This window comes from Brachybacterium sp. AOP24-D1-21 (assembly GCF_052378665.1).
Taxonomy (GTDB): Bacteria; Actinomycetota; Actinomycetes; order Actinomycetales; family Dermabacteraceae; genus Brachybacterium.
Map to the genome: position 1 here is coordinate 918,132 of NZ_JBQSXX010000001.1, position 26,924 is coordinate 945,055.

Sequence of the window (26,924 nt, forward strand, 5' to 3'; positions counted from 1 at the left end):
CACGGCGGCCGCGATGGAGGCCCCGACGGTTCGGGCTTGCCGGGAGCTCCCGCGTATCCTGCGTCGATGAACCTCACCCCCGCTCTCATCGGCGCTCTGCCGAAGATCGCCCTCCACGATCATCTCGACGGCGGCCTGCGCGCCGAGACCGTGCTCGAGCTGAGCCGCGAGCTGGGCCTCGAGGTGCCCGGCGTCGACACCGGGGCCGACGGGCGCGACGCCGGGGCCGACGGGCGCGACGCCGTGGCTGATGGGCGCGACGCTGGAGCTGACGTGGACGACGCCGGAGTCTCCGCTCCCCAGGCCGTCGCCGACTGGTTCCAGGCTGCGGCCGATTCCGGCTCGCTGCCCGCCTACCTCTCCACCTTCGACCGCACCCTCGCCGTGATGCAGACGGCCCCTCAGCTGCGCCGCATCGCTCGCGAGTTCGTCGAGGACATGGTCGCCGACTCCGTGGTCTACGCCGAGACCCGCTGGGCACCGCATCAGCACACCGGTGCCGGGCTCACCCTGGATGAGGCAGTTCAGGCCGTCCAGGACGGGCTCGACGAGGGTGTCGCCGCGGCGGAGCAGGATGGCCGACGGATCGTCGTGGGCCAGCTGCTGTGCTACCTGCGCCATCTCGAGCCCACCGACGATCTGGTCGAGATCGCCCTCGCCCGTCGTGACACCGGGGTGCTGGGGCTGGACCTCGCCGGGCCCGAGGCCGGATTCCCCGCCTCCCGCTTCCGGGCCCAGTTCGAGAAGGCACGCGCGTCGGGGCTGCGGGTGACGATTCACGCCGGAGAGGCCGACGCCCCCTCCTCGATCGCCGACGCGCTGGAATGCGGGGCCGAGCGGATCGGCCACGGGGTGCGCCTGCTCGAGGACATCGTCGGCGACGATCTGGGGCCGGTCGCCGCGCGAGTCCACCGTGAGCAGATCTGTCTCGAGGTGTGTCCCAGCTCGAACCTGCAGACCGGCGCGGCGGCGGATTTCCCCTCCCATGCCGCCGGACCGTTGCACGCACGCGGCTTCGCCCTCGCCCTCAGCAGCGACAACCGGCTGATGAGCCGCACCAGCACCTCCCGCGAGATGACACTGGTCGCGCAGACCTTCGACTGGACGCTGGAGGATCTCCAGCAGGTTGTCCTCTGTGGGCTCGAGAACGGCTTCGCCCCGGCAGAGCAGCGGCAGGCGCTGCGGGACGAGGTCGTGCTGCCCGCGTACCGGGCCGCGGCGCTCGGCGGTGAGGCACCCCGCAGTGAGGCGCTCGGCGGTGAGGCGCTCAGCGAAGAGACGCAGAGCGAAGAGACGCAGAGCGAATAGGCCCCACCGCAGCATGCCGCGCTGGCAGAAGGCGCTGTTCCGGCAGGTGAATCGTGCCTCGGCACAGCGCACTCAGGTGCTGCACCTGCCGACCGACCGCACCGCAGGAACTGGTGAGGGGCGGGATCAGTCCGCGATGACGCCGTGCAGGATCTCGAGGTAGCGGCGGGCGAGCACGTCGTCATCCGCATGCTCGGCGACCCAGTCCCGGCCGCTGGCGCGCACGCCGGCGCGGGAGCGATCCGCAGCAAGCCCCCGCCACAGGTCGGTGAGCGCTTCGACGTCCTCCGGCGGGAGCACATCCCCCGCGCCGGCCTCGCGGACCACGTCGGCCGCCTCGCCATCCAGCAGCGCGGTGATATGCCGGCCGGTGGCGAGCATCTCGTAGAGCTTGGAGGGGACGGTCCAGGCGAACGGCGCCCAGTCCCGCAGGGACACGATGACGGTGTCCGCCCAGGCGTACTGGTTTCCGACCTCGCGGTGCGGGATGCGGGGGATCACCTCCACCGGGGCGCCGAGCTCGTAGGCCAGCGCCGCCAAGGCGGCCGCCTCGACCCCGTGCCCCACCATCCGCACCTGCACCTCCACGCCGTGCTCGTGCAGCGCCGCAGCCGCGCGGACCACCGTGTCCAGGCCCTGGGAGCGTCCCATGTTCCCCAGGTACAGGCACCGCAGTTCCGGGTGATCGCCGGGAAGATGGTCGCGCTGCGGCCGGACCAGGGAGAGGTCGGTGCCGTTGCGCACCACGCGCACCACCCCCACCCCGCGCTCCCGCAGGACGTCCGCGAAGCGTCCGGTGGTGGTGACGACGGCGCGGGCCCCGCTCTGCCAGCCGGTCACCTTCTCATGCACCTCCCCCTTCGCCAGCGCCACCGCCCAGGACAGGGCGCGGCGCAGCGCGCTGGTGTGCACGGTGTGCGCGGCCTCCGGACTGAGCGCGCCGACGGGGCCGACGTGGGTGACCAGATCCGGCCACGCATCCCGCATCTCGACCACCAGGGGCACACCCCACAGCGACGCGAGCGTGCGCCCCACCATCAGGGTGGGGATCGCCGGGGCGGTGGCGATGATGACGTCGGGTCGGGTGCCGGGGCGGGAATAGCGGTGCCGGAGCCGGCGCAGCGCATCCGCTGCCGCGATCAGGTGATCAGCGGTGCGGGAGGCGATGTCCGCACGGTGCGGGAGGAAGGCGGTGCGCAGGATCGTCTCGCCGTGCCGACCGGCCTCGACACCGCCCACCCGGTGCATCCTGCGCTGTGTGGGCGTGGGGCGCCCGCTCGGGTAGTGAGGCACAGGGGCGGCGACGGTGACCCTGTGACCCGCGGCGATGAACCGCTGCACGAGCGCCGACCAGCGTCGCTGCGGCGCCCCGAACTCCGGGGCGTAGTAGTGGGTGAGCAGCAGCAGTCTCATGCGTCCTCGGCCGCCTTGCGGGCACCTTGCGTGGCAGGAGCGTCGACGTCGGCATCATCGGTGGCGAGCCCGAGGGCCTCCGCAGCCTCACGCAGCATCTGCGGGGTGGCGTGACCCGTGTCGGGAGGCCGCAGCCCGGACGTGGCGGTGGCGGTGTCGATCCGCAGCCGCACCACGTCCGCAGGCTGAGAGCCTGCGGCCTCGGCACCGTCGGCGGGGTCAGTGTTGCCGGCGTCAGCGGGCCCGGCGTCAGTGGGCCCGGCGGAGTCGACGGGGTCATTGCCGTCGGCCGGGTCAGCGCCGTCGGCCGGGTGTTCGGCGGGCAGGGCGGCGATCGCGGCCGAGGGGATCAGGACGCTGCGAGCGCTCAGCTGACGCGGCATCACGGTGATCGCGGCGAGCTTCCCACCGGAGTCCTGCTGGTAGATGTCGCGCACGCGACCCACGGTCTTCCCGTCGCTGCCGAGCACGGTCATCCCTGCCAGTCCCTGCAGGCGCAGGCGCCGTTCGGCCTGGCTGGTCCGCTCTGGACCGTCGGTCGCGGCCCGCTCTTCGGGTCGGCCTCCCGGCACCAGCGCCGCGGCACCTTCCTGCGTCCGGGCGACGCCCTCACGCACGGCAGAGTCGGCCCCTGGCGCGGGAATCCGGGGGTCTGCCGGACCGGAGGCAGGGTCCTCCGATGTCGCTCCAGGTCTCATCGATTTCTTCCGCAGGAGATCACAACCTGGGAGTCTACCGACCGGTCCCTTCCCGCCGCGACGTCCCGGCGAGATTGTTACCGCTCAGCATCCTGCCGCAGCACCGTCATCCCTCGCGGACCTGCCCGCGGAAGCGTGAACTTCTGCGCCGCTGAGGACCGGTGTGGGCGGCCGCACCAGTCGTCTGCGGCGCAGAAGTTGCACAGAAGTGGCGCAGAGGTGGGACAGGAGCGGGCCGAAGTGGCGCAGGCGCCGGCAACAGGGCGCAGGCGCGGGGCAGGAGGTCGGTGCCGCTGGGCTGAGGCGCCTGCGGGTCAGCCGACCACCCAGCGGCGGACCAGCGCCTGCACGTCCTGGATCGGGTCCGCGTCGGCCCGGTTCTGCAGCTCGCGCACGGTGCGCTCCCGCACCGCGAGGCTCAGCAGCAGCGAGACGATCGTGCGCGCCAGCATCTTCGGATCCGCGCCGTCGACCAGATGGCCGTGCTCCGCCAGACCCGTCAGCGCCTGCTCCAGCACATGCTCGTGCACCAGGCGCAGCCGGGCGATGCGGAAGCGGCCCGGATGATCCGGGTTCACGATCTCTGCCGACAGCGTGGCCAGCAGCGCCATCGAGTGCTGCCGAGGATCCCAGGGGCCGGACAGCGCCGCGATCAGCGACTGCGGAGAGGTCTGCAGTGCGTCGGCCGAATCCAGCAGGCCCTGCGCGCTCGCCTCGAGACGATCGATCACGGCCCCGAGCAGCACCTCCTTCGAGGAGAAGTGGTGCAGCATCCCCGGGTGCGAGATGCCCACCCGTCGCTAGATGTCCCGCAGGCTCGCCCCGTGATAGCCGCGCTCGGCGAACAGGGCCGAGGCGCTGTCGAGGATCGCCTCACGGCGTGAGGACCCGGGCGCCGGTGCCTCGCTCGAGGGCTCGCCCGGAGCGTCGGCCGTCTCCTCGCTCAGAGGCGCCGGCGGCGGGAGCGTGCCCACCGGAGCGTCGATCACCGCGCGCAGGTCCTCGCCGATGCCCAGCTCGGTGGCGGCGATCGTGTCGAGGGTGCGCAGGGCGCGGGCCAGCGGATCCACACTGAGGTACAGGGATCCGCCGCCCGCAGCTTCCTCACCTGCACGGTCGGAGAACATGGCGGAAAGAGGCGCCGGTCCGGCACCCACTCCGGGAGGGCCATTGGTGGCAGCGAGGGTCATCGACGTCTCTCCTTGGTCATGTCAGCGCGCAGCGATCAGCTCCGCGATCTGGATGGCGTTCAGGGCAGCGCCCTTACGGAGATTATCCGCCACCGCGAACAGCACGAGGCCCTTGTCCTCGGGCACCGACTGATCCTGGCGGATACGGCCCACGAACGTGCCATCCTGACCGGCTGCCTCGAGCGGGTTCGGCAGCTCGACCACGTTCACACCAGGAGCCGCAGCGAGCAGCTCACGAGCGCGCTCCGCCGACAGCGGCCGGTCGAACTCGGCATGGATCGCCAGCGCATGACCGCTCATCACCGGCACCCGCACGCAGGTTCCCGCGACCGGCAGCCCCGGCAGCCCCAGGATCTTCCGGGACTCGTGGCGGAGCTTCTGCTCCTCGTCGGTCTCACCGGAGCCGTCGTCCACCAGGCTCCCGGCGAGCGCGACCACGTTGAACGCGATGGGCTTGGCGTAGATGCTCGGCTGCCCGAGATCCACGGCCGAGCCGTCGATCGCGAGCTTCTCGACATCATCGACGCCCTTGCGGACCTGTCCCGCAAGTTCCTTGACACCCTCGACCCCGGAGCCGGAGACGGCCTGGTAGGTCGCGACCTTCAGCCGGGCCAGGCCCGCCTCGTCGTGGAGGACCTTCAGGCTGGGCATCGCGGCCATCGTGGTGCAGTTCGGGTTCGCGATGATCCCGCGCGGCGGGTTCACCAGCGCCTCCGGGTTCACCTCGGAGACCACCAACGGCACCTCGTCATCACGGCGGTAGGCCGAGGAGTTGTCGACCACGGTGGCGCCAGCGGCCGCGTACCGGGGGGCGAGGGCCTTGGAGGTCGACCCGCCGGCGGAGAAGATCGCGATGTCGAGCCGGTTGCCGTCGGAGGTGATGTCCGCGGTCTCGGCGTTCTCGACGGTCAGCTCATGGCCGGCGTACTGGACGGTCTTGCCGGCGCTGCGGGCTGACGCGAACACGCGGATCGCGGAGTGCTTGACCGCCCGGTCGGCGAGCAGGGTGAGCATCACACGGCCCACCTGACCAGTGGCGCCGACGACGCCGATGACGGGCCCGTCGGCCGCATAGCCGGGGGTGAGAGAGAAGTCGAGCGTGCTGGTGCTGGTGTTCATCGTCCGGTCCCTCCGTAGACCACGGCCTCGGTCTGCTCGGCGTCGAGGCCGAACGCCGTGTGGATCACGCGCACCGCGTCGTCGAGCCGAGCCTGCTCGGTGACGACGGAGATGCGGATCTCCGAGGTGGAGATCATGTCGATGTTGATGCCGGCCTCGCCGAGCGAGCGGAACAGCCGCGCCGAGACGCCCGGGTGCGATCGCATCCCCGCGCCGACGATGCTGACCTTGCCGATCTGGTCGTTGTAGCGGACCTCGGTGTAGCCGATCGCCTCATGCGCATCTTCGATGGCCTTCAACGCGGCAGGCGCATCCGCCTCCGGGAGCGTCAGGGAGATCGCGACCGTGTCATCCACGGTCGAGGAGTTCTGCACGATCATGTCGATGTTCGCGCCGGAGCTGGCGACCACGTCGAACAGCATCGCGGCGCGGCCCGGGAGGTCCGGCACCTCGACCACGGTGATCTTGCCTTCGCTGCTGTCGTGGGCGACGCCCGAGATGATCGGCGCCTCGAGGCCCGTTGCTGCGAAATCGTCCATGGGGAGCTCCTTGGTCGGGTCGGCGGCGTCGCGTCGGACGACATCCGCGGTACGGAGGGTGACGTCGGGGTCGAGGGGGATCTCGCGCTCGGGATCGTCGGCGACGATCGTCCCCACACGACCCGAGTACGAGGAGCGCACATGCAGCGGCACCCCGTAGCGGCGCGCGTACTCGACGCTGCGGGCCATCAGGATCTTCGAGCCGTTGGCCGCCATCTCCAGCATCTCCTCGCTGGAGATCAGCGGCACCCGGCGTGCCGACGGGGCGATCCGCGGATCGGCCGAGAACACGCCGTCCACGTCCGAGTAGATCTCGCAGACGTCGGCGTTCAGCGCTGCGGCGAGCGCCACCGCGGTCACGTCAGAGCCACCACGACCCAGCGTGGTGATCTCCTTGGAATCGTGCGAGACGCCCTGGAAGCCGGCGACGATCGCGACCGCACCCTCATCCACGGCCTCCTGTATCCGGCCCGGAGTGACGTCGCGGATCTGCGCCCTGCCGTGATCACCATCGGTGATCAGCCCGGCCTGCGAGCCGGTGTAGGCGCGGGCGGTGACGTCGACGTTGTTCAGCGCCATCGACAGCACCGCCATCGAGATCCGCTCCCCCGCCGTGATCAGCATGTCCATCTCGCGCGGCGGCGGATTCGGGGCCACCTGCTCGGCGAGGTCGATCAGCTCATCGGTGGTGTCCCCCATCGCGGAGACCACGACGACCACCTTGTGGCCGGCCTTCGCGTAGAGGGAGATGCGCTTCGCGACACGCTTGATCGAGTCGGCGTCAGCGACGGAGGATCCTCCGAATTTCTGGACGACCAGGCTCATGAGGCAGGTTCCTTACGCGGTGGAGGACAGGCGGGGTGATGCGGGTGGTGCGGTGGGCCAGCCGTGGGCGGGCCCTGGACGGGCCTGCCGTGGGGCGGGCCTTGGACGGGCCTGCCCTAGGTGGGCGGGCCCTGAGTGGGACCGCTGGTGGGCGGGCCCTGGGCTGGATCGGTACCGCAGAAATGTTCCCGTTCCGCCGCGCCGATGGGCAGTGCTTTCACTCGCCCGACGCGGCTCCGGGCACCCTGCGAGCGGGCACCAGCCGCCGCCCAGTCTACGAAAATGCCTGGTCCTGGCCACAGTGACCTCGGCATGCGAGACAGGCCCCCTGGTCAGCGCGATTCAGCCCCGTGACCAGCACAACATCCCCCCGGGCGTGGCGTGATCAGGCCAGGCCAGGCAGAGGCGTACTCTCCGCCGCTCACGGGTACTGCTCACGAGTGCTGTCCTCGGGGCCCCCCCCACCCCGCCAGCGGGCCCTCCACCTCATCGCCGGGCACCTCCACCTCGCCAGCGGGGCAAAGTTGGGCGATAGATTCCGCTATCCCCCTACTTTGCCCCGCTGGTGCGACGGGACGGGCCCCGCTGGTGCGACGGGACGGGCCCCACTGGCGCGACGGGACGGGCCCCACTGGCGCGACGGGACGGGCCTCACTGGCGCGAGGGCTGCTCTCGGGCAACGCCCGACCCTCCCTCGACGCCAGGATCACCGAAAAGAGAACTCCTCCATGGGGAGGATCGGTGGGCAGAGCAGTGACCTCGGGGTTGTGGATGACGGGGTGGAGGAGCCTCCGCGCGGCGGAGCATGTGCCCATGCCCCGACTCCCCTACCCGCTGCCACCATCGCTGCCGTATGCCGTGTTCACGGCGGCGGAGGCGAAGCAGGCTGGGGTGAGCGTGGATCGGCTGAGGGCGAATGATCTCCGCCGGCTGGGCTACGGGATCTACGCCCGCACGGACGTCGACCTCACGGAGCTCGCGCTCCTGACCGCGATGACCCGCAGCGACCCCCTGGTCGTGGCGAGAGGTCAGAGCGCAGCACGGCACTGGGGCTTCCCGTTGACGCAGGCACTGCAGAGATGGGACGCGGCTCCGCAGATCACCCCCGTCCATCTGACTGCCGGCGATCTCGTCCATCGCGACACGAAGCTCCTGCGTTGGAATCGGCAACGCTTGCGCGCTGAGGAGATCGTCACGATCTCGGACCTGAGAGTCACCAGTCGGATTCGCACCTGGCTCGATCTCGCTCAGGAGGTCTCCCTCGACCAGCTCGTGAAGATCGGCGACCACCTGGTGCGGATCCCGCGCGCCTGGGCGGAGAACCGTCTTGAGCCCTACGCCACGCCCGCCCAGCTCATCGATGCCACACTCGCCTACCCCGGCACCGGCAGGCCACGTCTGAGAGAGGCGCTCACGCTGATTCGAATCGGCAGCGATTCCGCCGCCGAGACGACTCTTCGCCTCGCCGCGGGCCGAGCACAGCTCCCCACCCCCGAGCTGAACGTTCGCCAGTTCACCGATGGGGTTGACCTCGGCGAACCGGACCTGGCCTGGCCCGAGTGGAAGGTGTGCGTCGAGCATGACGGGCCGTCCCACCGCACGAAGGAGCAGCAGGAGAAAGACATCAGGCGTCGGGAGCTCCGGGAAGCGCATGGCTGGATCGAGGTGCAGTCGGTCGCTGTCGACCTCCACAACGGGTGCCGCCGTGGGCTGCAGCGGATGCGGGAAGCGCTCCTGAAGCATGGCTGGCGCCCCACCGCCGACTCCAGCGCACCACGCGCCCCACGCCAGCGACGACCCGCCTCGCGCTCGGCCCCGATCATCTCGCCATCACCGGATCGCGCGAGCCGTCCGGCCAGATGAGTCGCCCAGCCAGATGAGTCGCCCAGCGACGTGATCAGGACGGTGGCGCGGATCGCCCTCCCCGGAGGGAACTGCCACGTGAGCGGGGCAAAGTGGGGTGAATAAGGGTAGCTATCGCCCCACTTTGCCCCGCTCACGCGGCGGGAAAGGTGCACGGGAGGGGGTGCCTCAGGTCCTGGTGACGAGCTCCGCAAGGAGGGCGCGGGCGCCGGTGGTGTGGAGGGTCTCGAGGGCGTGGAGGTAGGGCGTCGTGAATGCCTGCTGCTGGACGAGGTCGCCGAACAGCTCCTCGTCGCGGAGGAAGGCGAGCGGGTCCTCATCGTGCCGGGCTGCGGCAGCCATCAGGCGGTCGTGGAGGCGGTCCACCACCGGCCACTCCTCACCGTTCTCCCCCATGCCCTCGGCGTAACGCGCCCAGGAGGCGACGATCGCGGCGGAGGCGGTGACGTCCCGGCCAGCCTCGAGGTTCTCCCGGATCACGGGGACCAGCCAGGTGGGGATGCGGTCGGAGGACTCGGCGGCCAGGCGGGCCAGGGTGTCCTTGACCTCGCGGTTCGCGAAGCGGGCCATCAGCTCGTCCTTGTAGGCGTCCAGGTCGATGCCGGGCACCTCGGGAACGGCGGGCGTGCCCTCGTGATCCATGTAGAGAGTGCGGGTGAAGGGCGCGAGGTGTTCGTCGACGGCGGCTTCGTCGGCGTAGGTCTGCCCGAGCAGCAGGCCGAAGTAGGCGATGGCCTGGTGGGAGCAGTTCAGCAGGCGCAGCTTCATCAGCTCGTACGGTTCGACGTCCTCGACCATCTGCACGCCGACCTCCTCGTAGGCGGGGCGGCCGGCGGGGAAGTGATCCTCGAGCACCCACTGCACGAAGTCCTCGCTGACCACGGGCCAGGCGTCCTCGATGCCGTAGTCGCTGGCGATCATCTCGATGTCCTCGGGCGCGGTGACCGGGGTGATGCGGTCGACCATGCAGTTGGGGAAGGCGACCTCGGACTCGAGCCAGTCGGCGATCGGGGCGTCGCCGTGCAGGCCGTTCTCGTCGCGCCTGCGTGCGTAGGCGAGGATCATGCGCTTGGCGAGGTCACCGTTGCCGCGCACGTTGTCGCAGGACATGACGGTGAACGGTGCGGTGCCGGCCTCGCGGCGGCGGCGCAGCGCTTCGACGACGAAGCCGAACATGGTGCGAGGGTGCCCGGCGGGGTGCGCGGGATCCGCCCCGGCACCATCCGCACCGTCCGCACCGTTCACAACGTCCGCACCGTCCGGACCGTTCACAACGTCCGCACCGTCCGGACCGTTCGCACCGTCCGGGCCCGCCGCGGCGGCGCCCACGGCGGCGAAACCGGTGGAGAGGTCCGCGGCGACGGCCTCGGTCTCGTACTGGAACTGACCGGTGGAGGGGTTGTAGTTGTAGCCGCCCTCGGTGACGGTCAGCGAGACGATCCGCACCGCCGGGTCGGTCATCTGGGCGAGCACGGCCTCGGGATCGTCGGGCGCGAAGAGGTACTTCGCGATGGAGCCGACGATGCGAGGGTCGCGGGCTCCGTCGGGCGCCTTGGTGACCAGCGTGTACAGCCCGTCCTGGGCGGTGAGCGCATCGCGCATCCGGGCGTCGCCCGGCAGCAGGCCCACGCCGCAGAGCGCCCAGTCGCGGTCCCGGCCGGCGTTCATCAGCCGGTCCAGGTACATGGCCTGGTGCGCGCGATGGAAGCCGCCGACGCCGAAGTGGACGATGCCGATGCGTCGCTCGTCAGGGGCATAGCTCGGCACCGCGACCTCGCCGCGAGTGCCGATCTCGGACAGGGTGGAGGCGTTCAGCGCGGTCATGGCTCATCCTTCGTCGGCGAGTGCGGTGGGAGTCCGACGATACACACCCCGGCGTCAAATGAGCAGACCTATCGCTCACCTGATCCGGGAGTGCGCCGTCCCGGGGCAGGTTCTCGCCACACAGTCGCGACCCCGGTCCCGCGCTCGCCACCCGCGTCCATACCCGCACCCGCGCCCGCACCCGCACCCGCACCCGCCGTCACAGTCGCGGCCGCAGCCGCAGCCACACCCATGCCCGACCCCGCACCCTCAGTCGAGCAGTGCGGCGACCTGGTCGGCGAGCTCCGGGGCGAGCACGATGTCGTCGACCAACCCGGAGCGTGCGGCGGCGATCACGGCTTCGGGTCGCCCGACCGCCGGTGCGGCCGCGATCACGCGAGCCCGGCGCAGCTGGTCGGCGCGGACCCCGATCACCCGATCCTCCATGGTGGAGTGCCAGACCGCGCCGCTGCCGTTCAGCAGGATTCCGCAGATCTCGGCGACCACCCCGGCGTCCTGTGCGCGCTGCTGCTCGTCGGGCCGCAGCCGTGCCCACAGGGTCGAGGCTCCGGCGGACCAGGCCCCGATCGACACCATCGCGACGTCGAGCGCGTCGGCCGCATCGAGGGCCGAACGGACCTCCTCCATCGACCGCAGCGAGGCTGCGACCTGCGGGGAGTCGACGATCAACGGGGTGGGCAGCGCCCAGACCTGCCCGCCGGTGTGCCGGCCGAGGGAGTGGACCAGCGCGGAGGACTGTGCGGTGGAGTAGCCGGGGGCGCTGAGCGGCCCGACCAGCTGGACGATGTCCGCCAGGGGCAGCACCCCGAGGGAATCGGGGAGGTGGAGCAGGGTGCGGGACCAGGCGACGCCGAGGCGACCGCCCTCCTGCAGGTGCAGCGGCAGCAGGCCGGCGACCTGTCGTGCGATCGCGGCGCGCATCGACTCCCCCGGGCGAGCGGAGGCGACGGTGACCGAGGAGATGCCGAGCTGCGCGGCGAGCGGGGCGTGATCGCGCCCGGCGGCCACCGGATCGACGACCTCAATGCGCACGATGCCCTCCGCGCGGGCCTCGTCGAGCAGGCGCGCGACCTGGAATCGGGAGAGGTCGTGGCGGCGGGCGAGCTCCACCTTGGAGACGCCGTCAAGATAGTGCTCGGTCGCCAGCGCGACCTTGAGGGAGCGGTCGTCGACCGCACTGCCGTCGGCCGCACGACCGCGGGCTGCGCCGCCGTCGGATGGATGGCGTCTGCCCGCAGCGTCACCACCCGCAACCCCCGCTCCAGCATCCGTTCCGGAGGGCTCCCTGGACCCCATGGCGACTCCTTCCGCACTCATCGCGCGACAAACATCTGTGCCCGCCCCTTGCTCAGTTGAGAGTATATGACTACGCTCACTCTCAGTTGAGCGTCTACAACTATCAAGTGAGGGTCGCGGCAGAGCTGTCGTGTGCTCTCTGCGCGACGCTCTCAGCGCGTCACCCAGCGCGAGACCGACATCGCTGTCGGTCGACCATGTCGGACACCGCCGACCCCCGGCCCGAACCGCTCACAGGAGACCAGTCATGGGACCCCTCTCCCCCTCCCCTCACCCCCGCTCGGGGCTGAGCCTTCCTCCAGGATCGCCGCCACCTCCGCGGGATCCCCGCACCCGCCAGCGTCCCCGCTCGCCGCAGACTTCCAGCGCACCGCAGCCCTTCCGCACGCTCCAGCCCAACCGTCGCAGCGTGCTCGGAGCAGGCCTCGCCGGGCTCGGTGCGGCAGGCCTCGCCGCCTGCGGCGCAGGCTCCGGCGGCAAGGAATCGCTCGTCGTCGCGATCGTCTCGAATCCGCAGATGCAGGACGCGATCAGCCTCATCGACCGCTTCACCGAGCAGCACCCCGACATCGACGTGCGCTTCGTGTCCCTGCCGGAGAACGAGGCGCGCGCGAAGATCACCGCGTCGGTCGCCTCCGGCGGCGGCGAGTTCGACGTCGTGATGATCTCCAACTATGAGACTCCGCTGTGGGCCGCCAACGGCTGGCTCACCGACCTCGAGCCCTATATCGCGAAGACCGACGGCTACCAGCCCGAGGACTTCATCCCCACGATCAAGGACGCCCTGACCGTGGACGGCGCCATGCACTCGGTGCCCTTCTATGGCGAGAGCGCGTTCCTCGTGTACCGCCAGGACCTCTTCGACGCGGCAGGGCTCGAGATGCCCGAGCGTCCCAGCTGGGACGAGCTGCAGGAGTTCGCCGAGGTCCTCCACGACCCCGACGCCGGCATGACGGGCCTCGCGCTGCGCGGGTTGGCCGGCTGGGGCGAGAACCTCGCCCCGATGAACACCGTCATCAACACCTTCGGCGGCCGCTGGTTCGACATGGACTGGGCCCCCGCCCTCGAGTCCGCCGAAGTGCGCGAGGCGGTGAGCACCTACGTCGACACGGTGCGCACCTTCGGCCAGCCCGGTGCCGCGACCTCCGGGTTCGGCGACTGCCTGAACCTGGTCAGCCAGGGCAACGCCGCCATGTGGTTCGACGCCACCTCGATGGTCTCCGGCATCGAGGACCCTCGGTCCTCGACCGTCGTCGGCAAGACCGGCTACGCCCTGGGACCCACCGAGCTCACCGACTCCACCAGCTGGCTGTACTCCTGGGCGCTGGCCATCCCGGAGACCAGCGAGAAGAAGGATGCGGCCTGGGAGTTCATCGCCTGGATGACCCATCCCGACTACTTCCAGCTGGTGGGCGAGGAGATCGGCTGGGAGGCGCTGCCGCCCGGCTCCCGGCTGTCCACCTATGAGATCCCCGAGTACGCGGAGCTCTCGAAGACCTACGCCGAGCCCACCCTGAACTCGATGGCGGCCGCCACCCAGGAGCAGTCCATGACCGAGGAGGTCCCCTACCCGGGCCTGCAGTTCGTGGGCATCCCCGAGTTCCAGGACCTCGGCACCCGCGTCGGCCAGCAGTTCTCCGCCGCGATCGCGGGCCAGAAGAGCGTCGACGAGGCGCTGAAGCAGTCCCAGGGCTTCGCCGAATCGGTCGCCCGCACCTACGGATGGGAAGGCTGAGCCATGTCGACCACCACCGATGCTCCCGTCGGCCGCGGGCCCGACGCGCCGCGCACCCCGTCGACCGACGGACCCCGCGCCCGCCCCGCCCAGGGCGGCGACTACTCCAAAGCCGAGGCCTGGCGGCGCCGACTGCCGCTGATGCCCGCGTTCCTGTTCGTGGTCGTCTGCACCCAGATCCCGTTCCTGCTGACGATCTGGTACTCCCTGCGCTCCCGCAACCTGCTGCGCCCCGAGGGCGAGAAGTTCGTGGGGCTGCGCAACTACCTCGACATCTTCGTCGACTCCACCTTCCGCACCGCGGCGCTGAACTCCATCCTGTTCACGCTGGGCTGCGTGGTCGTCTCGCTGCTGCTGGGGCTGGGGCTCGCGCTGCTGCTGGACCGGAAGTTCTTCGGCCGCGGCTTCATCCGCACCCTGCTGATCACGCCCTTCCTCATCATGCCGGTGGCCGGCGCGATGCTCTGGTCGATCTCGATGTTCGATCCGACGTACGGCCTGGTCAACTGGCTGATCGGGACCGTAGGGATCTCCCCGGTGGACTGGACCAGCCAGTTCCCGATGGTCTCGATCATCATCGCGCTGGTGTGGCAGTGGACACCGTTCATGATGCTGCTGCTCCTGGCGGGCCTGCAGTCTCAGACCGGTGACGTCCTCGAGGCCGCCTCGATGGATGGCGCCAGCGCCTGGCAGACCTTCATACACATCACCCTTCCCCACCTGCGGTTCTACCTCGAACTGTCGGTGCTGCTGGGCGCGATCTATGTCGTCAACACCTTCGACCAGATCTATCTGATGACGGCGGGCGGGCCCGGCACCGCCAGTGCCAACCTGCCGTTCTACATCTACCAGCGCGCGTTCCTCGGCTTCGACATCGGGCAGTCCGCTGCGATGGGCGTGGTCACCGTGATCGCCACGATCGTGATCGCCACCTTCGCGCTGCGCCTGATCTTCACGAGCATCAACTCCAAGGAGCAGTCATGAGCACCGCGACCGCCACCGCCGACGCCCCTCGGCACCCCGCTGCCCGTCCTACCCGGTCGGCTGCACCGATCCGTCCTCGGCGGCCGAAGGGCCAGGTCAGCAGGCATCTGCTGTCCGTGCTGGCCTGGGCCGCCGGTCTGATCTTCTTCGCCCCCGTGGCGTGGATGGTGCTGACCAGCTTCAAGCAGGAGAGCCAGGCGGCCTCGAGCCCGCCCACCTTCTTCTTCACCCCGACGCTGGATCAGTACGCCTCGATCATCGGCACCTCCGGCGCCGGCTCGTACCTGCTGAACTCGGCGATCGCGACCGTCTGCTCGACGCTGCTGGTGCTGGTGCTCGCCGTGCCGGCCGCCTATGCGGTGAGCATCCGCCCCGTGAAGCGCACCCAGGACTTCCTGTTCTTCTTCATCTCCACGAAGATGCTGCCGGTGGTCGCCGTGATCATGCCGATCTATGTGATCGCCGGGCAGCTGCGGATGCTCGACAACATCCTCACGCTGATCGTGCTGTACACGGCGATGAACCTGCCGATCGCGGTGTGGATGATGCGCTCGTTCTTCCTCGAAGTGCCCGGCGAGGTGCTCGAGGCGGCATCGATCGATGGGGCCTCGCTGATGCGCACCATGCGCACTGTGCTGCTGCCGATGGTCGCGCCGGGCGTGGCTGCCACCGCGCTGATCTGCGTGATCTTCGCGTGGAACGAGTTCTTCTTCGCCCTGAACCTCACCGCTGCGAATGCCGCGACGGTGCCGATCTTCCTGATGTCGACCATGACCTCGGAGGGACAGTTCCTGGCCCGGCTCTCCGCCGCCTCGGTGCTGGCGTCCCTGCCGGTGGTGCTGGCCGGCTGGATCGCGCAGAAGCAGCTGGTGCGCGGCCTGTCGATGGGTGCGGTGAAGTAGGCCGGGGCGCGCTCGGCGGGGCGGGCCACATCAGGGGGCATCGGTCCTGTGTCAGGCACCCGCCACGCGCCAGAGGGGCAAAGTAGGCGCCAGCGGGGCAAAGTAGGGGGAATGGCCGCATCTATTCGCCCACTTTGCCCCGCTGGCTGGGCGAAGGAACCGCGCGGCGGCGGGGCGGGGCGCGGGGCGGCTGGGCGAAGGAACCGCGGAGCCGCGGGGCGAGGCGCGGGGCGGCGGAAGGGCGCGGGAGGCGATCCCGCTCGCTGAGCTGGGCGCCGCCGAGGTCTACTCCCCCGGCACGTCGCGCTCGATCTCGGCCATCCAGGCCTTCGCCGTCGCGTCGGCCGGCATCCGCCAGTCACCGCGCGGGGAGAGCGAGCCGCCGGCCAGCACCTTCGGGGCGTTGGGCAGGGCGGAGCGCTTGAACTGATTGGCGAAGAAGCGGCGGACGAACACCGTCAGCCAGTGCTTGATCTCCTCGCGGGAATAGGGGCGCTTGTCGGCGTCGGAGTAGCCGGCGGGCCACTCTCCGGCGTCGACGTCACCCCAGGCCTGATGGGCGAGGTAGGCGGTCTTCGCCGGACCGTAGCCGCGACGCAGCAGGTGATAGAGGAAGAAGTCGTGCAGCGCGTAGGGACCGATCGAGCTCTCGGTGGACTGCGCCTTCTCGCCCTCACGCGCCGGGATCAGCTCGGGACTGATCTCGGTGTCCAGCACCGCCTGCAGCACCTCCGAGGCGTCGTCGCCGAAGATCTCCTCGGCGACCACCCAGCGGATCAGGTGCTGGATCAGGGTCTTGGGCACGCCGGCGTTCACGCCGTAGTGGGACATGTGGTCGCCCACGCCGTACGTGCACCAGCCGAGCGCGAGCTCGGAGAGGTCCCCGGTGCCCACCACGATCCCGCCGTGGTGGTTCGCCAGGCGGAACAGGTAGTCGGTGCGCATCCCGGCCTGGACGTTCTCGAAGGTCACGTCGTAGACCTCCTCGCCGCTGCCGTAGGGATGGCCCATGTCCTTCAGCATCTGGGTGGCGGAGGGACGGATGTCGATGGTCTCGAAGCTCGCACCGACCGCGCGCGAGAGCAGCTCGGCGTTGGAGCGGGTGTGCTCGGTGGTCGCGAATCCGGGCATCGTGTAGGTGAGGATCTCGGAGCGGTCGCGACCCAGCAGGTCCATGGCTCGTGCGCACACCAGCAGCGCATGCGTGGAGTCCAGACCGCCTGAGACGCCGAGCACCGGCTTCGTGCCGCCGGGCTTGTCCCCGCCGATCGCGCTCAGCCGACGCACCAGACCCGCGACCTGGATCGAGAACGCCTCATAGCAGTCCTGGGCCAGGCGGGCCGGGTCGTCGGGCACGAAGGGGAAGCGGTCCAGCTTGCGGCGCAGCGGCCCGGTCGCGGGGCGGCCGACGGGCTGGGAGTCCCCGTCAGGGTCCCAGGCGTCGAAGGAGATCTCGTCGGCCGCTTCCACTCCGAACAGGAGCCGTGCGCGGCTGCCGGCGTACTCCTTCAGGCGTTCGGCGTGGATGCGCCGATTGTCGTCGAAGGTGTTCATGCGGCGCCGCTCGGCCACGACCCGGGAGAGATCGATGTCCGCGATGGTGGCGCGGGGGCCCTGCGGGAAGCGCTCGGTCTCGCCCAGCAGGTCACCGCATTCGTAGATGAAGGTCTGTCCATCCCAGGCGAGGTCGGTGGTGGACTCCCCCTCCCCGGCAGCGGCGTAGATGTACGCGGCCTGGGAGCGGGCGGACGCGGAGCGGGCCATCAGCTTGCGCTCGTCGGCCCGGCCGATGGTGATCGGCGAGCCGGACAGGTTCGCGATCACGGTGGCGCCGGCGAGCGCGGCCTCGGCCGACGGCGGGATCGGCACCCACATGTCCTCGCAGATCTCCACGAACAGGCTCAGGCCCGGCACGTCGGGCACCTCGATCAGCTGGTGCGGGGTGAGCTGATGCTCCGTCCGGCCGATGCGCACATTCTCCCAGCAGACGTCGTCCCCCGAGGCGTACCAGCGCCGCTCGTAGAACTCGCGGTAGGTGGGCAGGTGCTGCTTGGCGTGGATGCCCACGATCTCCCCGCGATGGATGGTGATCGCGGCGTTCACCACGCGGTTGCGGGCGGGGACCCGCAGCGGGGCGCCGAGCACGATGAGCGGCATCAGCTCACGGCTGGCCTCGACCACGGCGAGGATCGCCTGCTCGGCGGCGTCCAGCAGCGGCTCCTGCAGCACCAGGTCGTCCAGCGAGTACCCGGTCAGGGACAGCTCGGGGAACACCGCGAGCCCCACCTGCTGCCGGTCGAGGTCGCGCAGCACCTCGAGGTGGCGCTCGGCGTTGGTGGCGGGGTCGGCGAGCGCGACCGGGACGGTGACGGCGGCGGCGCGCAGGAAGCCGCGGTCGTAGATCGAGGCGTGAGGGTCCGACGGGTCGTCATGGGTGACGGTGGGCAGCGCGCGCTCCAGCTGGTGGTCCCGGTCGGGCGCGGCCGGCACATGCCCGCCCGGCACCGGGGCGGAGGCCGGGACGTCATGATGATGCGCCGGTGCGGGGCTCGGCGGTTCGTTCTGGCCCGGCGGCTGCGTCCGGTGCTGACCGGAGGGCTGCGGGGCTGTTGGCTGCGACGCTGAGCTCATGGTGCCGAGCGTAATGGAGCACAGCGGCACCGCGCCGCTCTGCGTCCGTTCGGTCGGCTGCGCCCTGCGGCCCTGTGGCCCCGTCGGCCAGCCCCGTCGGCCAGCCCCTTCGGCTCGCCCCGTCGGCTGGCCCCGTCGGCCGGCCCCGACCATCGCTGGGCACGACGCACGGGTGCAACGCTGACCTGCTATACGTTGATCCGATGAGACCGAGCACGACACCGCGCACGAGAGGGGCCGCATGAACTCGCGCAGGCCCTTGCTGGGCTGGCTGCTGATCGCCCCCAGCCTGATCGGGGTGGCGGCCTTCCTGATCCTGCCGGTGCTGATCGCCTTCGTCGTCTCCCTGTTCCGCTGGGACCTGCTGGGCACTCGCCGCTTCATCGGGATAGAGAACTACCAGGCGCTGCTCTCGGACGGCGCCTTGACCAACTCCCTGCTGGTCACCGGCATCTTCACGCTGATCTCGGTGCCGGTCTCGCTCGCGCTGGGTCTGATCCTCGCCACGCAGCTGGTGCGCGCCCTGCCGGGCTCGGCGATCGTGCGGGTGATCGTGGTGATCCCCTGGGTGTGTGCGCCGCTCGCGCTCGGCGTGGTCTGGAAGTGGATCTTCCAGCCGTCGGTCGGTGCGCTCAACCAGATCCTGGGCGTGCGTATCGAATGGCTGACCGATCCGTCGCTCGCCCTGCCCGCGGTCGCCTTCGTCGCGATCTGGCAGAACGTCGGCTACATCTCGCTGTTCTTCCAGGCCGGGCTCACCCGCATCCCCGGCTCGATCTACGAGTCCGCCCGCATCGACGGCGCCGGACCGGCCCAGCAGCTGTGGTTCATGACGGTCCCGCTGCTGCGCCCCACCACGTTCTTCCTCGCCGTCACCCAGGTGGTGGCGAGCTTCCAGGTGTTCGACATGGTCTTCGCCCTCACCGGCGGCGGCCCCCAGCACCGCACCGAGGTGATCGCCTCCCTGATCTACCAGGAAGCCTTCGTCTCCAGCCGCCTGGGCCGCGCGAGCGCGGTCGCGGTGATCCTGTTCCTCCTCCTGGTGGTGATCACGGTGGCCCAGCAGCGCTGGTTCTCCCGCCGCATCACCTACGACATGAGCTGAGAGGACACCGACGAGATGACCACACCGCGCACCGCCACACCGCACGCCAACACCGATGCTCCCGAGGCCACCCCCGCGCGCCCGACGAGCCGACGCCGCCTCACCGGCACGCTGCTCGCACGGCGCCTGTTCGGCCACGGCATCACCTACCTGGTGCTCGCCGTCGCCGCCGTGCTGACCCTGGGACCGTTCCTTTTCTCCGTGCTCACCGCATTCACCTCCACCCGGCAGTTCGCCCAGCAGGGACCGCTGTCGATCCCCGTGCCCCCCGTGCTGGAGAACTTCATCGGCCTGTTCACCTCACCAGACGGCTTCGTCACCCCGGTCGTGGTCACGGTGCAGATGGTCGCCGTGATCCTGGTGGGCCAGATGGTGTTCTCGGTGCTCGCCGCCTATGCCTTCGCTCAGCTCCGCTTCCCCGGCCGTGACCTGCTGTTCTGGGTGTACATCGCGACGCTGATGGTGCCGCAGGTGGTCGTGGTGGTGCCGCTGTACCTGATGATGAGCGAGGTGGGGCTGCGCAACACCTTCTGGGCCCTGATCCTCCCCTTCGTGCTCGGCTCCCCCTACGCGATCTTCCTGCTGCGGGAGAACTTCCGCGGTGTGCCCAGCGAGCTGATGGATGCGATGCGGATCGACGGCGCGGGCACCCTGCGCCTGCTGTGGCATCTGGTGGTGCCGCTGAACCGGCCGATCATCGTGACCCTGGTGCTGATCACGGTGGTCACCCACTGGAACAACTTCATGTGGCCGATGGTGATCACCTCTGGCCCCGAGTGGCGGGTGATCACGGTGGCGACCTCCGCGCTGCAATCGCAGTACAACAACAACTGGACCCTGGTCATGGCGGGTACGACGCTGGCGATGCTGCCGTTGGTGATCCTGATGGTGGTCTTCCAGAAGCAGATCACCCGCTCGGTGGGCGAGGCGACGCTGCGCTGACGCGGACACGCATCGGCGTCACCCGAAGACATACATCACCCCATCACCAGCACGAATGGTTGATGATAGGAGCACTAGTGTTCTCGGAAGGAATCACATGTTGAACCGTCGTACTCTCCTCTCCTCCTTCGCCGCCGCCGGCCTGCTCACCACCGCGGCGGCGTGCTCCCCGTCCAGCGATGACGGCGGCTCGGGCGGCACCCCGGGCAGCGGCGCCAGCGACGCGGGTGGCAGCACCGGCGGGGACAAGGGCACGCTGACCTTCCGGCTGTGGGATGAGAATGCCGTGGCCGCGTACGAGGAGTCCTTCACCGCGTTCACCGCCGAGAGCGGCTGGAACGTGAAGATCGACGTGGTGCCGTGGGCCGACTACTGGACCCGCCTGCCGCTGGATGTGGCCAGCGGTGACGCGGCGGATGTGTACTGGATGAACTCCGCGAACTACATCCAGTTCAAGGACTCCGAGGCACTGCTGGACATCAACGAGGTGATCCCCGACGGCGCGGCCCAGTGGGAGCAGTCCGTGGTGGACCTCTACACCCGCGACGGCGGGTTGTGGGGCGTGCCGCAGATCTGGGACTCGATCGCCCTGTTCTACAACAAGGCCCTGGTCGAGGAGGCGGGCGTGGACCCGTCGGCCCTCGCCTTCGACCCCGCCGCGGAGACCGACTCGCTGCGCGATGCCGGAAAGGCGCTGACCCTGGACGGTGCCGGCAAGCACCCGGGCGAGGACGGCTTCGACGCCGATTCCCGTGAGCAGTTCGGCTTCAACTCGCAGGCGGACCGCCAGGCGATCATCGGCCCGATGCTCGCCTCGAACGGCGCCGAGTGGCAGAAGGACGACCAGTACACCTTCGCCTCTCCCGAGGGCATCGAGGCGTTCCAGTACATGGCCGACCTCATCAACGTGGAGAACGTGGCCCCCAGCGCCGCAGACACCAACGAGAACGGTGACTTCACCCGCGACCTGTTCACCCAGGGCAAGCTCGGCCTGTTCCAGTCCGGCCCCTACAACCTGCTGGCGATCTCCGATGGCGTGGCCGACTCCTTCGAGTGGGCGCTCGCCGCGCCGGTGGCCGGCCCCGCGGGCGCGAAGTCCCTGGTGCACGGTGTGGTCGCGGTGGGCAACGCGAAGGCCGACGAGGAGCAGCAGACCGGCATCACCGAGCTGCTGACCTGGCTGGGCAGCAAGAACGGCCAGCTGCCGCTCGCCGAGAAGGGCGTCTCCTTCCCCGGCCATGTCGACGCGCAGGACGCCTTCATCGCGTTCTGGGAGGAGAAGGGCGTGGACGTCAGCATCTTCGTGGACGCCGCGAAGAACGCCGCTGAGGCCGACACCGGCGCCCGCGCGAATGCTGGCCTCACCGCCGCGATCCCGGTCTTCCAGGAGGTCTTCATCGGCCGCCTCACCGCCGAGGAGGGCATCCCGCAGGCACAGGAGGAGGGCAACGCCGCCATGGCGGAGTGAGCCCGCTGGCTCAGCGGGATCACCTGACCTGCTGAGCATCGGAGGACGACGGGCGCTGGAGCGCACCCTGCGGAAGTATCTCCGCAGCCTGCTCTCCAGCGCCCGTTCTCGTTGCTCAGTCCCTGGGCATCCTCCACCACTCCCCCACGATTCGTCCCCGTAATGTGCCCGCGAAGTCCTGCCCGCGACGGGTTCCGGCATGCCAGTCTGTGCACATGACGCACAGCACACCCGCGGCCGGGGGCACGGGCCGGGGATCGCAGGGGGAACAGGCGCCGCCGCACACGTCCGGCGCCTACGACCACTGGCCGATCCAGTCCGACGGCCCTGCCCACAGCAGTCCCGCGCAGAACGAACCGCCCCTCAGCGGGCCCGCGCAGAGCGCCCCGGTGCGCAGCGGTCCGACGCACGAGAGTCCCACGCACGAGAGTCCCACGCAGAACGGCGCGGCAGCGCCCGGCCTGCAGTCGTATCCCGGACGCGCCACGAGCTACGGCGCGCTGGCCCCAGCGCCCGCGCACCGCACCGACCTCGCCGCCGGTGCAACCCCCGGGATCGTCGCCGAACATGTGAGCCGTGCTTTCGGCAGCGTGCGGGCGGTGCATGATCTGAGCTTCACCGCGCCGCGCGGCGCGGTGACCGCGCTGGTGGGCCCCAATGGCTGCGGCAAGTCGACGCTGATGCTGATGCTCGCCTCGCTGCTGGCCCCGCACTCCGGCCGGGTGCTGATCGACGGCGTCGACCCGTCGGCCGATTCCCCGGCGGTGCGGGCGAGCGTGGGATGGATGCCGGACCAGTTCGGGGCGTGGGACTCGCTGCGGGTGGCGGAGGTGCTCGAGGTGATGGGCCGTGCCTACTTCCTGCCCGGGCCCGAGCTGCGGCAGCGGGTCGATGAGCTGCTGCAGCTGCTGGATCTCGCCTCTCTCGCCCAACAGCCCGCGCACGTGCTCTCCCGTGGGCAGAAGCAGCGCCTGGGTCTGGCCCGTGCGCTCATCCATGGCCCCTCGGTGCTGATCCTCGACGAGCCCGCCTCCGGGCTCGACCCGGCGTCGCGCCGACGCCTGCTGCGGGTGGTCCGCTCGCTGGCGTCTGCGGGGACCACCGTGCTGGTCTCCAGCCACATCCTCACTGAGCTCGAGGAGATGGCTGATCATGTGGTGTTCATGGACTCCGGCCGGGTGGTGGACGCCTCGAGCGTGCGCGATCTGGCGGCTCGGCCGCGCCCCTGGAGGATCAGCTCGCTGGATCTGCAGGCCCTGGCCTCGGCATTGGGACGGCTCGGGGTGCGCCACCGCGGGGTGCTCGGCCCCGATCGCACCACCAGCGGTCATGCAGAGGTGATCGTGCAGCTGCCCGACGAGGCCACCGCCGCTCGCCTTTTGGCCGACCTCACCGCCGCGAAGGCCCAGGTCATCGCGTTCGGTCCGGCGACCGGTCGGCTCGAGGCCGCCTACCTCGCCTCCGATGCCGCCCACCGTGAAGGAGCCCTGTGATGAGCGCGTCCACCTCTGTGCCCGAAGCGCCCATGCCCGCAGCGTCCGGCGGCCCGGGCTCCAGCGGTCCAGGCTCCGGCAGTCCGGCATCCGGAGGTCCACCCTCCGGCGGGGCTTCATCCGGCGGTCCGGCACCGACTGGTCCCCGCCGTCCCCTCAACGGCATCCTCTCGCTGCGCCCGCGAGGGCTGTGGCTGGTCACCTCGCTCGAGCTGCGGCAACGGATCCGTTCGGGGCGCTGGTATGTCGCGCTCGCGGTGTGGACCGTGGTGCTGCTGGGCATCGGCGGGCTGGGGCTCGCTCCCACGCTGTACACCGCGCAGTGGGATTCCCTCGAGCCGGTCGCTGCGGTGATCTTCAGCCTGCAGGTCATCCTGGTGCTGTTCGCGATGCTGCTGGTGGTGCCGGCGCTCTCCGCCGGATCGATCAACGGTGACCGCACCGCCGGGACCCTCGCCACGCTCCAGGCGAGCCTGCTCAGTCCCTTGGAGATCGTGCTGGGCAAGCTGCTGGCCGGCTTCCTCACGGGCCTTGCGTTCCTGGTGCTCGCCCTGCCCTCGCTGGTGCCGATCGCGGTGCTGGGCGGGATCGGGGTGTTCTACTTCCTGCGGATCGTGCTGGTCATCGCGCTGCTGACGCTGTGCGTGACCGCCGTGGGGCTGGGACTGTCTGCGGTGACGAACCGGCAGCTGGGCTCGGTGGTGCTGGCCTACGTGATCGTGTTCGGTGTGTCCGTGGTGCTGCCGATCGCCTGGGGTTCCTCGGCGATCTTCCTGCAGCAGGAGCGCGAGGTCACCGAGTACTACTCCACCTACGATCACGCCGACGGCGCGCGTATGGGGCGCTGCGTGGCGGAGCAGGGCACCAGCGATGTCCCGCGCGTGGATCTGACGATGCCGATGCTGTGGGGGAACCCGGTGGTGCTGCTAGCCGAAGCGGCGCCCCCGCTGCCGACGGACTACTGGAGGGACGGGGAGGAGAACACGGATGTTCTGCGGCTGATCAAGAGCGGGATGCGCGTCGCCGCCACGATCACCCATCCTTCCCACAACAACTACTGCGAGCCAGGGGAAGAGGGCTATCCCGAGGACCTCGCCGCCATGCCGAACCGGCCGATCTGGCCGATGGGCCTGACGCTGTGGATGCTCGCAGGCGGTGCCGCGCTCGCAGTAGCGACCTGGAGGCTCGCGGTGCCGATCCGGCAACTGGGCAGCGGGACACGGATCGCCTGAGGCCGGCCCCTACGTTCTACAGCTCCCGAAGCCCCGTGACGGAGTCGGGGATGCCGTGACCCGGCGGGGTGTAGTCACCGCTGGCCCGGCCGCCGCTGGCCTGGCCACCGCCGGTGAAGGCTGAGCCTTCGCCACCGAAGTCCGGCAGGGCCCCACGGGAGAGGTCCGCTGCACGCACTGCGGTGTCCTTCGCGCCGGGCACGGAGTCATCGACCCAGAGCCGCTCCCCGGCGGCGTCCAGATCGAAGATCTCCAGCGTGTGGTCACCACCGGCGGCCTGGAGCCGCTTGCGCATCGCGGCCCGCACCGCAGGATCCTTGGCACGATCCGCGCGGGTGCCGATGTCCGGGGCGACCAGGGCGTACGGGCTCTCCCGGCGCACATAGTCCCCGGCCGGCCCATAGAGCAGATCCCTCAGCCCGCGGCGCATCGCCGAGGCGGCGGCGAGCCCGAGCAGGGGCACCAGCACCAGCGCTCCCGTCACGATCCACACCCAGCTCAATGCGGTCGCGACCTGGATCACCTGCAGGAGCACGGCGAACATGATCGCGCCCAGCAAGCCCCAGCCAGCACTGATCCAGCCGGTCAGGCCCACCACTCGCGCTTCCCACGGGTTCACCCGGGCGCGGTGGCTCCAGTCCTCGTAGGTGCGCTGATCGGTGACCTGGTCGCGCTGTCCCGTGGACAGCATCATGGCGGTCCCGGGGGCGAGTGCGAGCCCGAGCAGCATCACGGCCGCCACCGGCAGGGCGAGCAGCAGCTGCACGATGGGAAGCGACGAGCCTGCGTCGACGAGATCCATCGTGGTGAAGCCGACGATCACGGTGACCATGTCCGTGATCCCGAAGATCACCCAGCCGAGCCCGGCGGCGGCCGGGATCACCCAGGTCAGGCTGGCCCAGGACAGCAGCGCCAGCGTGATCACTGCGCCACGAGGGGTGAAGGCGGCACTGGCTGCTTCGCTCCCGGGGCTCGGCGGCAGGTGCCGGCGATCCTGGACCAGGACCTGCTTGGCGGCCTCGCGCCGCTCCTGCGGATCCCGGCCGATACGAGCCGTGGTCCGCAGCGCCTCAGCATCGGTGACGCCCAGCAGCTTCGGCGCGGTGACGGTGCGGCGCACCAGCACCCAGGCGAGCTGCAGCGTGAGGATCGCCAGGCAGAGGGAGGACAGCGGGCCCGCGCCGAGGCCGGTCCACGGCTGCGGCACGCCCAGCAGCACGGCGACCGGCAGGGCGATCACCACCAGCAGCGGCGGGAGCATCAGCACCGTCGTGACCCGCGTGGCGACGGCGCGCTGGAACTGCCGTTCGCTGAGGAAGCGGCGCGGCTGGAGGCCGGCGATCACGCTGGGGGCCAGGGGCACCAGGGCCAGGCTGAGCAGCGTCGCCGCTGCGGGGACCAGCAGGAAGGCGGAGCCCAGCCCGGTGCTGGTGAACCCCAGATCGATCAGTGTCGCCCGGAGGAAGGCAGGTTCCGCGAGTGCGGACAGCAGCGAGAGGAACCAGAACGTCGGCGAGGCGCCGAGGACGTACAGCACCAGCAGCAGGTACCACAGGCCCAGGATCACCAGGGCGGGGGCCCAGAAGATCCGCAGCAGGCGCGTCCGGATCGCGCCCTTCGACTCGGCGATGATCTCGCCGGGCGGGGTGAGGTGGGTGGCCTCGTCCGGCAGCCGTCGGGGCGCCGGCAGGTCCTTCAGCGGCGGCAGCGAGCGGGTGTAGGGCGAGGTCATGGGGTCTCCTGGGAGGCCTCAGACGGCGCGGCGGCCCAGGAAGGCGCGACCCAGCGTCATCTCGTCGGCGTAGTCGAGGTCGCCGCCCACGGGCAGTCCGGAGGCGAGGCGGGTGACCGTGAGGTCGAGGGGGCTCAGCAGGCGGGAGAGGTAGGCGGAGGTGGCCTCGCCCTCGATGTTCGGGTCCAGCGCGAGGATGACCTCCTTGGTCTCCCCCGAACCGAGCCGGCTCATCAGCTGGGTGATCCGCAGGTCGTTCGGACCCACGCCTCCGATCGGATCGATCGCGCCGCCGAGCACGTGGTAGCGGCCCTTGAACTCGCGGATCTTCTCGATCGCGATGATGTCCTTGGACTCCTCGACCACGCAGATGATCTCCTCGCTGCGGCGAGGGTCCGAGCAGATGCGGCACTCGTCCTCGGCGGAGACGTTGCCGCACACCTCGCAGAAGCGCACGGTGTCCTTGACCTTGATCAGCACCTCCGCGAGTCGGCGCACAGCAGCATCGTCGGCGTCCAGCAGATGGAATGCGATCCGCTGTGCCGACTTGGGGCCGATGCCCGGCAGCCTGCCGAGCTCGTCGATGAGGTCCTGAACAATGCCTTCGTACACGTGCCCAACTGTA

21 protein-coding genes are annotated in these 26,924 nt (G+C 70.3%); 10 read left to right on the plus strand and 11 right to left on the minus strand.

Going from position 1 to position 26,924, the window contains the following annotated elements; all coding sequences use genetic code 11:
- Positions 1-66: 66 nt before the first annotated feature.
- Positions 67-1,308, plus strand: coding sequence for an adenosine deaminase family protein (locus ACT3UF_RS04175; protein WP_444608098.1), 1,242 nt, complete (start codon positions 67-69; stop codon positions 1,306-1,308).
- A 126-nt stretch (positions 1,309-1,434) separates the two neighbouring features.
- Here the strand turns inward: ACT3UF_RS04175 and ACT3UF_RS04180 are convergent, their stop codons facing one another.
- The 6 genes from ACT3UF_RS04180 to ACT3UF_RS04205 form a co-directional block, all read right to left on the minus strand.
- Positions 1,435-2,721: a glycosyltransferase family 4 protein gene (locus ACT3UF_RS04180; protein ID WP_444608099.1), complete on the minus strand. Its 1,287-nt coding sequence runs from the start codon at positions 2,719-2,721 to the stop codon at positions 1,435-1,437.
- Positions 2,718-3,338 carry a PRC-barrel domain-containing protein gene (locus ACT3UF_RS04185; protein WP_444606785.1) on the minus strand — a complete coding sequence of 207 codons (621 nt, stop codon included), beginning with the start codon at positions 3,336-3,338 and terminating at the stop codon, positions 2,718-2,720. The genes ACT3UF_RS04180 and ACT3UF_RS04185 overlap by 4 nt, the downstream gene beginning before the upstream one ends.
- A 395-nt stretch (positions 3,339-3,733) precedes the next feature.
- Positions 3,734-4,192 carry a TetR/AcrR family transcriptional regulator gene (locus tag ACT3UF_RS04190; protein ID WP_441445294.1) on the minus strand — a complete coding sequence of 153 codons (459 nt, stop codon included), beginning with the start codon at positions 4,190-4,192 and terminating at the stop codon, positions 3,734-3,736.
- A gap of 27 nt (positions 4,193-4,219) precedes the next feature.
- Positions 4,220-4,609, minus strand: a complete 390-nt coding sequence (locus tag ACT3UF_RS04195) for a hypothetical protein (protein ID WP_441445295.1) — start codon at positions 4,607-4,609, stop codon at positions 4,220-4,222.
- A gap of 21 nt (positions 4,610-4,630) precedes the next feature.
- Entirely contained in the window at positions 4,631-5,728 is a 1,098-nt protein-coding gene (locus ACT3UF_RS04200) for an aspartate-semialdehyde dehydrogenase (protein WP_441445296.1), read from the minus strand.
- On the minus strand, positions 5,725-7,092 hold the full coding sequence (locus ACT3UF_RS04205; RefSeq protein ID WP_441445297.1) for an aspartate kinase: 1,368 nt from the start codon (positions 7,090-7,092) through the stop codon (positions 5,725-5,727). Before ACT3UF_RS04205 ends, ACT3UF_RS04200 begins: the two co-directional genes overlap by 4 nt.
- An 813-nt stretch (positions 7,093-7,905) precedes the next feature.
- Between ACT3UF_RS04205 and ACT3UF_RS04210 the strand changes: the two genes are divergently transcribed.
- Positions 7,906-8,955, plus strand: a complete 1,050-nt coding sequence (locus ACT3UF_RS04210; protein ID WP_442331956.1) for a hypothetical protein — start codon at positions 7,906-7,908, stop codon at positions 8,953-8,955.
- 168 nt (positions 8,956-9,123) lie between these two features.
- On the opposite strand, the gene ACT3UF_RS04215 is transcribed toward ACT3UF_RS04210, so the two are convergent.
- Positions 9,124-10,779, minus strand: a complete 1,656-nt coding sequence (locus ACT3UF_RS04215; RefSeq protein WP_441445299.1) for a mannitol dehydrogenase family protein — start codon at positions 10,777-10,779, stop codon at positions 9,124-9,126.
- Between the two features lie 249 nt (positions 10,780-11,028).
- Positions 11,029-12,075 (minus strand): sugar-binding transcriptional regulator, encoded by a 1,047-nt coding sequence (locus ACT3UF_RS04220; RefSeq protein WP_345075479.1) that lies wholly within the window; start codon positions 12,073-12,075, stop codon positions 11,029-11,031.
- A gap of 409 nt (positions 12,076-12,484) precedes the next feature.
- On the opposite strand from ACT3UF_RS04220, the gene ACT3UF_RS04225 reads away from it, so the two are divergent.
- The 3 genes from ACT3UF_RS04225 to ACT3UF_RS04235 are packed head-to-tail and all read left to right on the plus strand — an operon-like array spanning position 12,485 to position 15,696.
- Positions 12,485-13,810: an ABC transporter substrate-binding protein gene (locus ACT3UF_RS04225; protein ID WP_345075480.1), complete on the plus strand. Its 1,326-nt coding sequence runs from the start codon at positions 12,485-12,487 to the stop codon at positions 13,808-13,810.
- A 3-nt stretch (positions 13,811-13,813) separates the two neighbouring features.
- Complete coding sequence (locus tag ACT3UF_RS04230) at positions 13,814-14,794, plus strand: carbohydrate ABC transporter permease (protein WP_441445301.1); 981 nt, start codon at positions 13,814-13,816, stop codon at positions 14,792-14,794.
- A complete protein-coding gene (locus ACT3UF_RS04235; protein WP_444601109.1) occupies positions 14,791-15,696 on the plus strand; it encodes a carbohydrate ABC transporter permease in 906 nt (301 codons plus the stop codon). Before ACT3UF_RS04230 ends, ACT3UF_RS04235 begins: the two co-directional genes overlap by 4 nt.
- Before the next feature lie 285 nt (positions 15,697-15,981).
- Here ACT3UF_RS04235 and ACT3UF_RS04240 read toward each other — a convergent pair whose 3' ends face one another.
- Complete coding sequence (locus tag ACT3UF_RS04240) at positions 15,982-18,327, minus strand: NAD(+) synthase (protein WP_441445303.1); 2,346 nt, start codon at positions 18,325-18,327, stop codon at positions 15,982-15,984.
- Positions 18,328-18,568: 241 nt separating this feature from the next.
- Between ACT3UF_RS04240 and ACT3UF_RS04245 the strand changes: the two genes are divergently transcribed.
- The 5 genes from ACT3UF_RS04245 (at position 18,569) to ACT3UF_RS04265 (ending at position 24,567) form a co-directional block, all read left to right on the plus strand.
- Positions 18,569-19,432 (plus strand): carbohydrate ABC transporter permease, encoded by an 864-nt coding sequence (locus ACT3UF_RS04245; RefSeq protein ID WP_441445304.1) that lies wholly within the window; start codon positions 18,569-18,571, stop codon positions 19,430-19,432.
- A 15-nt stretch (positions 19,433-19,447) separates the two neighbouring features.
- Positions 19,448-20,374 carry a carbohydrate ABC transporter permease gene (locus ACT3UF_RS04250; RefSeq protein WP_441445305.1) on the plus strand — a complete coding sequence of 309 codons (927 nt, stop codon included), beginning with the start codon at positions 19,448-19,450 and terminating at the stop codon, positions 20,372-20,374.
- Between the two features lie 97 nt (positions 20,375-20,471).
- Entirely contained in the window at positions 20,472-21,842 is a 1,371-nt protein-coding gene (locus ACT3UF_RS04255) for an extracellular solute-binding protein (RefSeq protein WP_442331953.1), read from the plus strand.
- A 215-nt stretch (positions 21,843-22,057) separates the two neighbouring features.
- Complete coding sequence (locus ACT3UF_RS04260) at positions 22,058-23,335, plus strand: ABC transporter ATP-binding protein (protein ID WP_442331952.1); 1,278 nt, start codon at positions 22,058-22,060, stop codon at positions 23,333-23,335.
- Positions 23,335-24,567 carry an ABC transporter permease gene (locus ACT3UF_RS04265; protein WP_444606779.1) on the plus strand — a complete coding sequence of 411 codons (1,233 nt, stop codon included), beginning with the start codon at positions 23,335-23,337 and terminating at the stop codon, positions 24,565-24,567. The genes ACT3UF_RS04260 and ACT3UF_RS04265 overlap by 1 nt, the downstream gene beginning before the upstream one ends.
- A 16-nt stretch (positions 24,568-24,583) precedes the next feature.
- Here ACT3UF_RS04265 and ACT3UF_RS04270 read toward each other — a convergent pair whose 3' ends face one another.
- Entirely contained in the window at positions 24,584-26,299 is a 1,716-nt protein-coding gene (locus ACT3UF_RS04270) for a hypothetical protein (protein WP_444502458.1), read from the minus strand.
- 18 nt (positions 26,300-26,317) lie between these two features.
- Positions 26,318-26,911, minus strand: coding sequence for a recombination mediator RecR (gene recR / locus ACT3UF_RS04275; RefSeq protein WP_441445310.1), 594 nt, complete (start codon positions 26,909-26,911; stop codon positions 26,318-26,320).
- Positions 26,912-26,924: the final 13 nt, after the last annotated feature.

Coding starts and splice junctions, on each gene's coding strand:
- ACT3UF_RS04250 (WP_441445305.1), top strand. CDS start 19,448: ATGACCACACCGCGCACCGCCACACCGCACGCCAACACCGATGCTCCC.
- ACT3UF_RS04220 (WP_345075479.1), bottom strand. CDS start 12,075: ATGGGGTCCAGGGAGCCCTCCGGAACGGATGCTGGAGCGGGGGTTGCG.
- ACT3UF_RS04205 (WP_441445297.1), bottom strand. CDS start 7,092: ATGAGCCTGGTCGTCCAGAAATTCGGAGGATCCTCCGTCGCTGACGCC.
- ACT3UF_RS04260 (WP_442331952.1), top strand. CDS start 22,058: ATGACGCACAGCACACCCGCGGCCGGGGGCACGGGCCGGGGATCGCAG.
- ACT3UF_RS04240 (WP_441445303.1), bottom strand. CDS start 18,327: ATGAGCTCAGCGTCGCAGCCAACAGCCCCGCAGCCCTCCGGTCAGCAC.
- ACT3UF_RS04180 (WP_444608099.1), bottom strand. CDS start 2,721: ATGAGACTGCTGCTGCTCACCCACTACTACGCCCCGGAGTTCGGGGCG.
- ACT3UF_RS04175 (WP_444608098.1), top strand. CDS start 67: ATGAACCTCACCCCCGCTCTCATCGGCGCTCTGCCGAAGATCGCCCTC.
- ACT3UF_RS04235 (WP_444601109.1), top strand. CDS start 14,791: ATGAGCACCGCGACCGCCACCGCCGACGCCCCTCGGCACCCCGCTGCC.
- ACT3UF_RS04200 (WP_441445296.1), bottom strand. CDS start 5,728: ATGAACACCAGCACCAGCACGCTCGACTTCTCTCTCACCCCCGGCTAT.
- ACT3UF_RS04215 (WP_441445299.1), bottom strand. CDS start 10,779: ATGACCGCGCTGAACGCCTCCACCCTGTCCGAGATCGGCACTCGCGGC.
- ACT3UF_RS04195 (WP_441445295.1), bottom strand. CDS start 4,609: ATGACCCTCGCTGCCACCAATGGCCCTCCCGGAGTGGGTGCCGGACCG.
- ACT3UF_RS04270 (WP_444502458.1), bottom strand. CDS start 26,299: ATGACCTCGCCCTACACCCGCTCGCTGCCGCCGCTGAAGGACCTGCCG.
- ACT3UF_RS04245 (WP_441445304.1), top strand. CDS start 18,569: ATGAACTCGCGCAGGCCCTTGCTGGGCTGGCTGCTGATCGCCCCCAGC.
- ACT3UF_RS04230 (WP_441445301.1), top strand. CDS start 13,814: ATGTCGACCACCACCGATGCTCCCGTCGGCCGCGGGCCCGACGCGCCG.
- ACT3UF_RS04190 (WP_441445294.1), bottom strand. CDS start 4,192: ATGCTGCACCACTTCTCCTCGAAGGAGGTGCTGCTCGGGGCCGTGATC.
- ACT3UF_RS04210 (WP_442331956.1), top strand. CDS start 7,906: ATGCCCCGACTCCCCTACCCGCTGCCACCATCGCTGCCGTATGCCGTG.
- ACT3UF_RS04265 (WP_444606779.1), top strand. CDS start 23,335: ATGAGCGCGTCCACCTCTGTGCCCGAAGCGCCCATGCCCGCAGCGTCC.
- ACT3UF_RS04255 (WP_442331953.1), top strand. CDS start 20,472: ATGTTGAACCGTCGTACTCTCCTCTCCTCCTTCGCCGCCGCCGGCCTG.